The sequence below is a fragment of the Pseudomonas sp. D1-36 genome (assembly GCF_051132205.1).
GTDB lineage: Bacteria > Pseudomonadota > Gammaproteobacteria > Pseudomonadales > Pseudomonadaceae > Aquipseudomonas.
This window is the reverse complement of record NZ_CP071674.1, coordinates 561233-573674: the sequence shown is the minus strand read 5'-3', so window position 1 is coordinate 573674 and position 12442 is coordinate 561233. Positions and strand designations below refer to the sequence as shown.

The following is a 12442-nucleotide window of genomic DNA, read 5'->3' as shown; positions in this document are numbered from 1 at the left end:
GAGGGCGCTGGTGCCCGGCGATTGCCGGGTCATGGCGAGGCGCCCCAGCCGCTGTCCGGCGCGGCGAAGCGCCAGATCACCGGCCGCCGCTCGCCATCGGCACGGGCTCCATCGTTGTTGTCCAGGCCAATCCACGCGCCGGTGGCGTCCACCACCAGCGCTTCGGCCAGTCCGTAGGGCTGGGAAAAACGACGAGCGTCCTGCAAGGCCTCGGCTGCGAACGACCAGCAGCGCTCGACCTCGGCCGTCCGCGCATCCCGCCTGCAAATCTGGAAGGCGTTGCGCTCCAGGGTAAACAGCTTGCCGTTGAACAATGACAGATCGGCAAAATCCCGTGAAACCGCCTTGGCCTTGGGGAATTGAGGCGGCTGCATCTGCTGCCCCGCTTCGCTAAGCAACACACAATTGCCGTCGCAGTCCCAGACCGTTTGCTGGCGCTTGATCAACAGCAGGCCGCGCCGTTCACGCTCGGCCGCCAGCCAGATGTGATCCCCGGCCGGGTTGACCGCAAGGCCTTCGAACAGCGAATTGAAATGCAACAACATGCCACTGCCCCGGGCTTGACGAATCATCGTCGGGGCGATTTTCAACCACGATGCAGCGCCTGTCGGCGGGATTTGCAGGACGGCGGCATGGGACTCGCTGACCACATAGCGATTGCCTGCGCTGTCGCAACTGATGCCTTCGAAATCCAATTCGCCACCGCGCAGGAACGACGCCGCCCATGTGCGGGACCTCAAGCCCCACGGCAAATCGCTGTCCGGCACCATCGGCACCTCGATCTCGACCACTTCGGCCGCCCAGACTGGCGCATCGACCGGCTGGAGGCGATAGATCCGGTCATCGTCGCGATCGGACACAGTCCACATTTCGTTGCCACACAGGGCCAGCCCAGACAAATTGCCGCCGCGCATGCCTTCGACGACATGCTCGGACAACAACGTGAGCTCCGGCGCCGGCTCGGCCACTACCCCCCCCGCCCACAGCAACAGCGCCAGGGCGAAACCCTTGCGCATCAGGCCAGGACCTCAGCCAGGTCACCCTTGGATTCGAGCCAGGTCTTGCGGTCGCCTGCACGTTTTTTCGCCAGCAGCATGTCCATGATTTCCGACGTTGCCGCGAAGTCGTCCAGGGTCAACTGCACCAGGCGACGGGTGTTCGGGTCCATGGTGGTTTCACGCAGCTGCGGTGGGTTCATCTCGCCCAGGCCTTTGAATCGGGTGACCTGCGGCTTGCCGCGTTTCTTCTCGGCGACCAGGCGGTCGAGAATGCCGTCGCGCTCCGCTTCGTCCAGGGCGTAGTAGATTTCCTTGCCCAAGTCGATGCGGTACAGCGGCGGCATCGCCACATAGACGTGGCCGGCATCCACCAGCGGGCGGAAATGCTGGACGAACAAGGCGCAGAGCAACGTGGCGATGTGCAGGCCGTCAGAGTCGGCGTCGGCAAGGATGCAGATCTTGCCGTAGCGCAGCTGGCTCATGTCCTCGGCGCCGGGGTCGACGCCAATGGCCACCGCGATGTTATGCACTTCCTGGCTGGCCAGCACTTCGCTGCCGTCCACTTCCCAGGTGTTGAGGATCTTGCCCCGCAGCGGCAGGATCGCCTGGAACTCCTTGTCCCGCGCCTGCTTGGCCGAACCACCGGCGGAGTCACCTTCCACCAGGAACAACTCGGAGCGCATCGGATCCTGCCCGGCGCAATCGGCGAGCTTGCCCGGCAACGCCGGTCCTTGGGTGATGCGCTTGCGCTCGACTTTCTTGCTGGCCTTGAGACGACGGCCGGCGTTGTTGATCGCCAGCTCCGCCAGGGCCAGGCCGGTTTCCGGGTTGGCGTTGAGCCAGAGGCTGAACGCGTCCTTGACCACGCCGGAAACGAAGGCCGCCGCCTCACGGGACGACAGTCGCTCCTTGGTCTGGCCGGAGAATTGCGGCTCCTGCATCTTCATCGACAGAACGAAGGCGATGCGCTCCCAGACGTCTTCCGGCGCCAGCTTCACGCCACGGGGCAGCAGGTTACGGAACTCGCAGAACTCGCGCATCGCGTCGAGCAAGCCTTGGCGCAAGCCGTTGACGTGCGTGCCGCCCTGGGCCGTCGGAATCAGGTTGACGTAACTTTCCTGAACGCTTTCGCCACCTTCGGGCAGCCACAACAACGCCCAATCCACGGCTTCCTTGTTACCGGCCAGGCTGCCGCAGAACGGCTCGGTGGGCAGGCATTCGAAACCGTTGACCGCGTCCACCAGGTAGGAACGCAGGCCGTCCTCGTAATGCCATTCGACCTTCTCGCCGGTGGCCTTGTCTTCGAAACTGACCAACAGCCCCGGGCACAACACGGCCTTGGCCTTGAGCACGTGCTTGAGGCGGGTGACGGAGAACTTCGGCGAATCGAAATACTTGGGGTCCGGGGCGAAATACACGCTGGTCCCGGTGTTGCGCTTACCGACAGTGCCGACCACTTCTAGCTCGGTGGCCTTATAGCCATCGGCGAAGGTCATCTGGTATTCGTTGCCATCACGCTTGACCCGCACCCGCACCTGGGTCGACAAGGCGTTGACCACGGAAATACCCACCCCGTGCAGACCGCCGGAGAACTGGTAGTTCTTGTTGGAAAACTTGCCGCCGGCGTGGAGCTTGGTGAGGATCAGCTCGACGCCCGACACGCCCTCTTCAGGGTGAATGTCCACAGGCATGCCGCGACCGTCATCGCTGACTTCCAGCGAGTGATCGGCGTGCAGGATGACCTGCACCGACTTCGCATGCCCGGCCAAGGCTTCGTCGACACTGTTGTCGATGACTTCCTGGGCAAGGTGGTTCGGCCGACTGGTGTCGGTGTACATGCCGGGGCGCTTGCGCACCGGGTCGAGGCCCGAGAGGACTTCGATGGCGTCTGCGTTATAAGAGCTAGCGCTGGGAGTGGCCATGGGGTCTCGTCGTCAGTGTTCAATGAAAAAGGGGGCGATGGCTCACAGCGACGTGAAGTCGATCGCCTGATACAAATCGGCGCCAATGCCGGCAAAACTCAACAACGCCGGCAACTGTCGGGCAAACCCCTGAAAACTGTGGTCACCGCCGGCCTGGATGCGCAAGGCACAGGCCCGGTAATATTGCTGGGCGTGGCGATAATCCAGCGTTTCGTCACCGGTTTGCAACCATACCTGAAAGCGCTGCGGATCCCGGGGCGCCGGCACTTCCAGCTCGGCCAGGGCCGTGACGTGGTCGTGGGTCAACTCCCAGGTTTCGTCGGTGTACAAATTGTTCTGCGTTCCCAGGTACCCGTCGAACATCCGATGCGGGCTCACGGCAGGATTGACCAACAAGGCCTTGAGCCCGTGGCGCTCGGCCAAGTGAGTCGCATAGTAGCCGCCGAGCGAGCTGCCGACCAGCAGCGGCCGGCCCAGTTCTGCAATCGCCTGCTCCATCTGCTCCATCGCTTGGCGAGGGTGGTGATGCAAGGCAGGCACCCGCAATTGGTCGCTGAGGCCAAGGCGAGCCATCACGTCGACCAATTGACAGGCTTTGGTCGACGCCGGGGCGCTGTTGAAGCCATGGATATAAAGGATCGAACCCGACATTGCCGACTCCCTGGGTGCTGGGCAAAGGCCGGAGTTTACAGGGAGTTTGTGGGGGTTTGGGGTGATTTCGATAACACTTCGCCTTAGTGGCGAGGGAGCTTGCTCCCGCTGGGCTACGCAGTAGCCCCAAACTGGTAATGCCCCATCTGGCTGACAGAACGCTGTGCCTGGTCTGGGGCCTGCTCCGCAGGCCAGCGGGAGCAAGCTCCCTCGCCACGGGGGCTTTGTCAGCCTTGAATCCTCATAGTCTCGGCTCGACGAAGGTTTTTGGTCGTTTATAAGATCAGTGTCCACCGCCGATTGCTGTGGGAGCCGAGCTTGCTCGCGATGGCGGTGGGTCAGCTTGCATCCATATTGTATGTGCCGCCGTCTTCGCGAGCAGGCTCGCTCCCACAGGGGAAACACGGTCCCACCGAGAGCCAGGTCGGCCCTAAGGCCGCCTCGGCTTGGCTTTTGATCTAGGGGCCCCGTTAACCACGATGGCCGGAGTGAGGGCATGCCGAGCCTTGGCGAGACACCGAGTGGTGGGGCCAAGCCTTTTTTGCTTACTTTTTTTGGCGTTTGAAAAAAAGTGAGCCGCCGTAAGGGCGGAACCCAAGTCGCCATTACCGCAGAAATGGATATGTACTCCGTCAAGCCGCCATCGCGAGCAGGCTCGCTCCCACAATTGGATCGGAGTACAGCAGTGAGAAATGGGCAGGCTGTCAGGCCGCCTCGTCCTCAATATCCGTTGGAGCCATAGTCCGGAGTGAAAGCAAACCCAACCACCCGCTCTACCCCCGTCTCCAACCGCCCATCCGGCAATAGCCGCAACCACCGATACCCTGGCGCCTGCGAGCCCACCGCAAAATCCTCGCTGCCCGGTTCGAATTGAATACAGGTCGAAGGCGAAGCCAACAAACGAACCCCCTCGCGCACCTCGTCAATCTCCTGATGCACATGCCCCCACAACACCGCTCGCACTTGGGGAAAGCGATCCAGTACCGCAAACAAAGCCTCGGGATTACGCAACCCGATCGGTTCCATCCACGCGCACCCAATCGACACCGGATGGTGGTGCAGACACACCAGATGATGCCGCTCCGGCGCTTCGCTCAAGGCATTGGCCAACAGAATCAATTGCTCCTCGGCCAAGAAACCCGGCACCGAACCTGGCACGGCGGAATCGAGCATCGTTACCCGCCAGTTTCCGATGTCCACCACCGGATCGAGCAACGTACTCTTGACCGCCGCCTCAAGCATCACCTGCGGCTCATCATGGTTGCCGGGAATCCACCGCGTCGGCGCATCGATACGCGCTGTCAGTTGTCGAAACGACTCGTAGGATTGCAACGTGCCGTCCTGGGACAGGTCGCCGGTGGCGAGCATCAGGTCGATGGCCGGCTGTTGCTTGAGCAACAAATCGATGACCGACCGCAAGCTGTCACGGGTGTTCATGCCCAGCAACGATGCATCGGCATCGGCGAACAAATGGCTGTCAGACAGTTGGACCAACAGCACCGCATCGGCCGTGGTCAAGCTGGATACGCTCGGCAAATCGCTCTCTCCCAGGCGCAATCACGCCGTTGCATGAAGCGGCAATTATGCTGGGGGATGATCGAAAGGGGAAACCCGCGAACCGGAACCGGTTCACAACTACCGTACGACTTCGAACTCGTGGCCCAGCGCCAGGCAATGACTCAGCCATTCCCCCAGGAACAGGTTCAACTGGGCTTTTTCATCTGGCTGGTGCATCGACGCATTGGGATAAGGATAGATGCCGCGAAAGCGTCGTGCATGTTCGGCGCTGACGACTTCGGCCATGCGCGCATCGTGATAGACCTGCACTTCCAACTGCGGCACCGGCAGCCAGGGCAAGCTGTGTTCCTGGCGCACCTGCAAAGTGGTGGTGTAAGGACAGGTTTGCAGCACTTCCAGGGCCAATACACCCAGCATCTGGTCGCCGTGGGTTACAGCGATGCGGCGCGGTGCCGGATCGTTGCGCATGTCCGGCAACAAGCGCATCAGGCGGGCGTAGTTGGCCTCGCAGGCGGCCTGCAACCCCACCAGATCGACGCGATAACGATCGCGCAACTTGTTCAGGACCATAGCCCCCTCACTTCATCACGGTTCAAGGCCAGCCATTGCAAGGCAATGATGCTGGCCGCGTTGCAAATTCGCCCGTCGCGCACCGCTTGAAGGGCATCTTCAAAAGCCCAGGCCTTCACGCGGATATCTTCAGCCTCTTCCAGCAGGCCATGCAGGCCGCCCGCCCCCGAGCTGTCGCAACGCCCCAAAAAAAGATGCACGTACTCGTCACTGCCGCCCGGCGATGGGAAATATTGAGTCATCGGCCAGAGCGCGGCGAAGACAAGCCCAGCTTCCTCCTGCGCCTCACGATGAGCAACTTCTTCCGGCTGCTCGTCCTTGTCGATCAGGCCGGCCACCAGTTCCACCAGCCAGGGATTGGCAGTCTTGCCCATGGCACCGACGCGGAACTGTTCGATAAGCACCACCTCATCGCGCTGTGGGTCGTAGGGCAGCACGCACACCGCGTCATGGCGAACGAACAGCTCGCGGCTGATTTCGCGGCTCATTCCACCGGCGAACAATTCGTGGCGCAGGTGCACGCGATCAAGTTTGTAGAAACCCTTGAAGCAATTTTCGCGCTTGACGATCTCCACGGCGCTCGGTGTGGCGTTGGCGAAATCAGTCATGACAATCCTCGTGTGCGGTGGTCCAGTACGAGGTTCCAACCTCGGCTTCGCGCCATCCTAACGCGCCCGTACCGTTTGATGCAGCCCCTTTCCGGTCATCGGGATAGACGGCTGCCTTTAAAATTACTCTAATGAGCTTAGTGGCGAACTGATTGCCCTGCCGACAGTCGAAGCGGGTAACTTTTTGCCTTTCCCTGTTCCACGAAGGACGCCCATGTCGCTTTTTAGAATCGCTTCCCTGGCCGCCATCGCCCTGACCCTGGGTGCTTGCCAAAGCCTCTTCCAACCCAATTACCGAGCGCCCCTGGAGGCGACTCGCGATGCGTCGGAGCAATTGCAGCCCGGTTGCGCCAGTGCCGACTGCCCGCTGGTGAACATCGACACCCTGCGCTTTCCCGCCGAGCCGGCCCTGGACGGCATCATCGAAAAACGCCTGTTGCAAATGACCCGCACCAGCCCGGACGCCCCTGCGGCTCCGACGCTGGCCGCCTATCGCGAGCAGTTCCTGCGCAGCGCCGCACCGCGCAACAGCAGCTATTTGCAGGCCAAGGTACGCGAGCAGCATGACGGCTTGGTGATTATCGAATTGTCCAGCTATCTGGACACTGGCGGCGCCCATGGCACGCCGGGTCGCGGTTTCATCAACTATTCGCGCCAGCAGCACAAAGTGCTGACGCTGTCGGACATGCTGCTGCCGGGCCAGGAGGAAGCCTTTTGGAAAGCCGCGCAAGTGGCTCACAACAGCTGGCTGATCAGTACCAAGCTGGATCAGGAACCCGAGTTCCTGAAACAGTGGTCCTTTCAGAAAACCCCACACATCGCGCTGACCTACGGCGGGGTGATCCTCAAGTACGAAGTGAGCACCATCGCGCCGTACGCCCTGGGCCACATCGAATTGAAGATCGCCTACCCACGCCTCAACGGCATCCTCAAGCCCGAGCTGTTTCCCGGCCGTAGCTGAAGGCCCGGCCCAGCAACAGTTGCAGCAACCCTGCCAGGATCAACGATGGCAGGGTTGCACCGATGTCCGGGTAGAAGTTGGCCAGCAGGTGATAAGTGCTCACCCCACCCAACCAGGCCAACAGGGCCGGCCAGCGCAACGCGGCTGACACCACTTGGCTGCTGCGCTTGCGCAGGATGAAGTGGTCCACCAGCACCACGCCGAACAGCGGCGCGAACACCGAGCCGATCAGCAACAGGAAGTTCTGATACTGCGCCAACGGCGCGAAGCAGGCGATCAAGGTGCAGATGACGCCAATCGCCAAGGCCAGGTGCTCGACTTTCAACCCTGACAGCATGCCGCTGGACACCGCCGCCGAGTGGATGTCGGCGAAGGCGTTTTCCGACTCGTCCAACAGAATCAGCAGCAGTGGGATGCCCAGTCCGGCGCCGGCCAGGGCCAGCAGCAATGCGTTGACTTCGCCGCTCGGCGCGAATGCCAGAGTGTAGGCGACGCCCAGGCTCATCAGCCAGAAGTTACCGATGAAGAAGCCCACGGCCGTACCGCCGAAGACATTCTTGGCGCGTTTGCCGAAGCGTGAGTAGTCGGCGATCAGCGGCAACCAAGACAGCGGCATCGCGATGGCGATGTCGAACCCCACCGCCAGCGGCATCGAGCCGTCGCCCGCCTGGGCCCAGAGTGCCGCCAGGTCAGCCTTGGCGAACAGGTTCCAAGTCAGCCAGATGCACGCGGCCAACAGCAGCCAGATGCCCCATTTACGCAGCACCTTACGCACAAAGGTCAGCGGCCCGCTGACGGCAAGCAGGGTCGCCAGGGCGCCGAAGAACAGCGTCCACAGCAGTGGGTTGGAGCCCAGGCTGCCTTCGCTGAAGGCCCGGGCACCGAGCAGGCTGGCGGCGTCGCGCATGACGATGATTTCGAACGACCCCCAACCGATCAGCTGCAGCAGGTTCAATACCGCCGGCACGCTCGCGCCCTTGCCGCCAAGGCTGAGCTTGAGCGCGGCCATGGCCGACAGGCCAGTGTCGCTGCCGATCACCCCGACCGCCGCCAGCAGCAGGACGCCCACCAGCGTGCCGAGGAAAATCGCCAGCAACGAACCGCTCAGGCCCAGGCCCGGCGCGAGCAAGGCACCGACCTGCAAGACCATCAGGCCGATGCCGAGAGAGAACCACAAAGAAAACAGATCGCGAGCGCCGAAGACGCGTTTGTCCAAAGGCACGGCGGCGTCTGGGGAGTAGGTGCTGGGTTGGATGTTCAAGGGTTGTTATCTCAGAGGGATATTTTGTTGTTCTGGTGATGGCTTTCGCGAGCAGGCTCGCTCCCACAATGGACCTGCGGTGAACACAAGTTTTGTGAACGACCGAGTTCCACTGTGGGAGCGAGCCTGCTCGCGAAGGCGGCAGTAAAGTCACCACCGCCCCCAGCTCAAATCACACTTTCTTGTAAAGCTGACTACCTTCCTGCTTGAACCGCTCCGCCTGCTCGGCCATCCCCTGGGCGACTTCGACATCCACCGCTTCAATGCGCTGGTTCGCCGCGTACTCACGCACTTCCTGGGTGATTTTCATCGAGCAGAATTTCGGCCCGCACATCGAGCAGAAATGCGCCACCTTGGCCGAGTCCTTCGGCAGGGTTTCATCGTGGTACGAACGGGCGGTGTCCGGGTCCAGGCCGAGGTTGAACTGGTCTTCCCAGCGGAACTCGAAACGCGCCTTGCTCAAGGCGTTGTCGCGGATCTGCGCGCCCGGGTGGCCCTTGGCAAGGTCGGCGGCGTGGGCGGCGATCTTGTACGTGATGATCCCGGTCTTCACGTCATCCTTGTTCGGCAAGCCGAGGTGCTCCTTCGGCGTGACGTAGCAAAGCATGGCGCAACCGAACCAGCCGATCATCGCCGCACCGATACCGGAGGTGATGTGGTCGTAGCCCGGCGCGATGTCGGTGGTCAGCGGGCCGAGGGTGTAGAACGGCGCCTCGTCGCAGCACTCGAGCTGCTTGTCCATGTTCTCTTTGATCAACTGCATCGGCACATGGCCGGGGCCTTCGATCATGCACTGCACGTCGTGCTTCCAGGCGATCTTGGTCAGCTCGCCAAGGGTTTCCAGCTCGCCGAACTGCGCTTCATCGTTGGCGTCGGCAATCGAGCCCGGACGCAGGCCATCGCCCAGCGAGAAGCTGACGTCGTAGGCCTTCATGATTTCACAGATGTCTTCGAAATGGGTGTAGAGGAAGTTTTCCTTGTGGTGCGCCAGGCACCACTTGGCCATGATCGAACCGCCACGGCTGACGATACCGGTGACGCGCTTGGCGGTCATCGGCACATAGCGCAGCAACACGCCCGCGTGGATGGTGAAGTAGTCGACGCCCTGCTCGGCCTGCTCGATCAGCGTGTCGCGGAACAGTTCCCAGGTCAGGTCTTCGGCCACGCCGCCGACCTTTTCCAGGGCCTGGTAGATCGGCACGGTGCCGATGGGCACGGGCGAATTGCGGATGATCCATTCGCGGGTTTCATGGATGTGCTTGCCGGTGGACAGGTCCATGACCGTGTCCGAACCCCAGCGGATGCCCCAGGTCAGCTTCGCCACTTCTTCTTCGATGGACGAACCCAGGGCACTGTTGCCGATGTTGCCGTTGATCTTCACCAGGAAGTTACGGCCGATGATCATCGGTTCCAGTTCAGTGTGGTTGATGTTGGCTGGGATGATCGCGCGACCACGGGCGATTTCGTCCCGCACGAACTCCGGGGTAATGACTTTCGGCACGCTGGCGCCGAAGCTGTGGCCGGCGTGTTGCTGGTCAAGCAGGCCGGCGGCGCGGGCCACTTCCAGCTTCATGTTCTCGCGGATGGCGACGTATTCCATCTCGGCGGTGATGATGCCTTTGCGCGCATAGTGCATCTGGCTGACGTTGGCGCCCGGCTTGGCGCGACGCGGGTTGTTCACGTGGGCGAAGCGCAGTTGGGTCAGCTCGGGGTCGGCCAGGCGCTCCTGGCCGAAGTTGGAACTCAGGCCCGCCAGGCGCTCGGTGTCGCCACGGGCTTCGATCCAGGGCGAACGCACGTCGGCCAGGCCTTTGCGCACGTCGATAACCACATTCGGGTCGGTGTAGGGGCCCGAGGTGTCGTAGACCACTACCGGCGCGTTGATTTCGCCGCCGAAGTCGGTGGGGGTCACGTCGAGGCTGATTTCGCGCATGGGCACGCGGATATCCGGGCGGCTGCCCTGGACGTAGATTTTTTGCGAGCGGGTAAAGGGCTGAACCGATTGCTGATCGACCTGGGCCGATTCACTGAGGTTGGTCGCGTTTTTTGATTTTGTCGTCATCACGGGCTCTCCAGACACACATCCAGGCAGTGGATTTTTGTCGGAGCGAACCTGTAACGAATGGACGCGCCCCTGCACGACAGTGCGGACGCTGTGCTTGCTGCTCGAGCCTGTTCGAACATCGGAAATCGATTGTCGAACAACATCCCGGACGAAGCACAAGAGGACTCGCCGGGTGACGAGAAATCTTGTTCCCTACGCAGGCGCTAACCTGATCAGGTTCAACGGGATCCGAAATTATTCGATCTCAGCCTCATAGCAAGGCACCCCGACAAGAACCCGGCCAGTCTAGACACAACCGGCGCAGAACGCCATCGCCTGGGCAAAAGCCGTGATGAATGGCGCAAATACAGGATTGTTGCCGTGCGTACGCACAACTACACTCGCTACGCCGCGCGCCTGTTATGCGCATTCAATTTGAACGTAAGGGATCGCCTCATGCTGCGCAAACTCTCACTGGCCCTGGCCGTGTCTTGTGCGTCCAATGGAATGGCCTGGGCCGCCGAAGCGCCTTTATCCACCAAGACCGATCTGGTCAGCGTGTACCAGGAAGCGGTGGACAACAACGCCGACCTGGCCGCCGCTCGTGCCCAGTATGGTGCTCAGAAGGAAGTGGTGCCCCAGGCCCGAGCCGGGCTGCTGCCCAACCTGTCGGCCGGCGCCGACCTGAACAACACCCGTACCGAGCTCGACCAACCGGCGATGACCGCCAACCGCAGCTCAACGGTTTACCAGGCCACCTTGTCGCAGCCGATCTTCCGCGCCGACCGCTGGTTCCAGCTGCAAGCGGCCAAATCGGTCAATGAACAAGCATCGCTGCAGCTGTCCGCCACCGAGCAGAACCTGATCCTGCAAAGCGCTGAAGCCTATTTCAACGTGCTGCGCAGCCAGGACAACCTGGCCTCGACCAAGGCCGAGGAAGCCGCGTTCAAGCGTCAGCTCGACCAGTCCAACGAACGTTTCGACGTGGGCCTGTCGGACAAGACCGACGTGCTGCAATCCCAGGCCAGCTACGACACCGCCCGGGCCAATCGGATCATCGCCCAGCGTCAGGTCGAAGATGCCTTCGAAGCGCTGATCACCCTGACCAACCGCCAGTACAATTCGATCCAGGGCGTCGTTCATACCCTGCCGATCCTGCCGCCGGCGCCCAACGACGCCAAGGCCTGGGTCGACACCGCCGCCAGGCAGAACCTCAACCTGCTGGCCAGCAACTATGCCGTCGATGCCGCCGAAGACACCGTTCGCCAGCGCAAGGCCGGCCACGCGCCGACCCTCGATGCAATTGCCCAGTACCGCAAAGGTGACAACGACGGCCTCGGCTTCACCAACCCAAGCCCCACCGGCCAGCGCTACGGTGGCGACGCCGAGCAACGCACCATTGGCCTGCAATTGAGCATTCCGATCTACAGCGGCGGGCTGACCAGCTCCCAGGTTCGCGAGTCCTACTCGCAACTCACCCAGACCGAGCAGCAGCGCGAAGGCCTGCGCCGGCAGGTGGTGGAAAACACCCGCAACCTGCATCGCGCGGTGAACACCGATGTGGAGCAGGTCCAGGCCCGGCGCCAGTCGATCATCTCGAACCAGAGCGCGGTGGACGCCACGGAGATCGGCTACCAGGTGGGCACTCGCAACATCGTCGATGTACTCGACGCCCAGCGCCAGCTGTACACCTCGGTGCGCGACTACAATAACGCCCGCTATGACTACATCCTGGACAACCTGCGCCTCAAGCAAGCCGCCGGGACCTTGAGCCCGGAAGACCTGCAAGCCCTGTCCCGCTACCTCAAGCCCGATTACAACCCGGACAAGGACTTCCTGCCGCCAGACCTGGCACAAGCGGCGGCACAACAGTTGCGCTCGCGGCCGGCGCAGTAGCACAGCTGCGACA

Annotated in this window: 10 protein-coding genes and 1 riboswitch; of the genes, 2 read left to right on the top strand and 8 right to left on the bottom strand. The window is 62.1% G+C overall.

All coding sequences use genetic code 11. The features are described 5' to 3' along the window. Window positions 1-29: 29 nt before the first annotated feature. The 6 genes from J3P76_RS02525 to J3P76_RS02500 form a co-directional block, all read right to left on the bottom strand. Window positions 30-1016 carry an esterase-like activity of phytase family protein gene (locus J3P76_RS02525; RefSeq protein ID WP_434608103.1) on the bottom strand — a complete coding sequence of 329 codons (987 nt, stop codon included), beginning with the start codon at window positions 1014-1016 and terminating at the stop codon, window positions 30-32. After that, window positions 1016-2920, bottom strand: a complete 1905-nt coding sequence (gene parE, locus J3P76_RS02520; protein ID WP_420766171.1) for a DNA topoisomerase IV subunit B — start codon at window positions 2918-2920, stop codon at window positions 1016-1018. The genes J3P76_RS02525 and parE overlap by 1 nt, the downstream gene beginning before the upstream one ends. A 42-nt stretch (window positions 2921-2962) precedes the next feature. Then, the gene (locus J3P76_RS02515) at window positions 2963-3571 is read right to left on the bottom strand and encodes a YqiA/YcfP family alpha/beta fold hydrolase (RefSeq protein WP_434701454.1); all 609 of its coding nucleotides are present in this window, start codon (window positions 3569-3571) and stop codon (window positions 2963-2965) included. Between the two features lie 720 nt (window positions 3572-4291). Then, a complete protein-coding gene (gene cpdA / locus J3P76_RS02510) occupies window positions 4292-5107 on the bottom strand; it encodes a 3',5'-cyclic-AMP phosphodiesterase (RefSeq protein ID WP_434608109.1) in 816 nt (271 codons plus the stop codon). A gap of 99 nt (window positions 5108-5206) precedes the next feature. Beyond that, window positions 5207-5659 carry a DUF1249 domain-containing protein gene (locus tag J3P76_RS02505; RefSeq protein ID WP_003186471.1) on the bottom strand — a complete coding sequence of 151 codons (453 nt, stop codon included), beginning with the start codon at window positions 5657-5659 and terminating at the stop codon, window positions 5207-5209. After that, window positions 5650-6267 carry an NUDIX domain-containing protein gene (locus tag J3P76_RS02500; protein ID WP_420766168.1) on the bottom strand — a complete coding sequence of 206 codons (618 nt, stop codon included), beginning with the start codon at window positions 6265-6267 and terminating at the stop codon, window positions 5650-5652. The genes J3P76_RS02505 and J3P76_RS02500 overlap by 10 nt, the downstream gene beginning before the upstream one ends. 214 nt (window positions 6268-6481) lie before the next feature. On the opposite strand from J3P76_RS02500, the gene J3P76_RS02495 reads away from it, so the two are divergent. After that, entirely contained in the window at window positions 6482-7228 is a 747-nt protein-coding gene (locus J3P76_RS02495; RefSeq protein WP_434608111.1) for a DUF3298 domain-containing protein, read from the top strand. Here the strand turns inward: J3P76_RS02495 and cytX are convergent. Then, window positions 7197-8489 carry a putative hydroxymethylpyrimidine transporter CytX gene (gene cytX, locus J3P76_RS02490; protein WP_434560986.1) on the bottom strand — a complete coding sequence of 431 codons (1293 nt, stop codon included), beginning with the start codon at window positions 8487-8489 and terminating at the stop codon, window positions 7197-7199. The two genes, J3P76_RS02495 and cytX, sit on opposite strands and share 32 nt — an antisense overlap. 172 nt (window positions 8490-8661) lie before the next feature. After that, window positions 8662-10551, bottom strand: coding sequence for a phosphomethylpyrimidine synthase ThiC (thiC, locus tag J3P76_RS02485; RefSeq protein ID WP_420766165.1), 1890 nt, complete (start codon window positions 10549-10551; stop codon window positions 8662-8664). A 175-nt stretch (window positions 10552-10726) separates the two neighbouring features. After that, window positions 10727-10832: riboswitch (TPP riboswitch) on the bottom strand. A gap of 157 nt (window positions 10833-10989) precedes the next feature. Here thiC and J3P76_RS02480 point away from each other — a divergent pair. Further along, the gene (locus J3P76_RS02480; RefSeq protein WP_434564157.1) at window positions 10990-12429 is read left to right on the top strand and encodes a TolC family outer membrane protein; all 1440 of its coding nucleotides are present in this window, start codon (window positions 10990-10992) and stop codon (window positions 12427-12429) included. The last annotated feature ends 13 nt before the right edge of the window (window positions 12430-12442 follow it).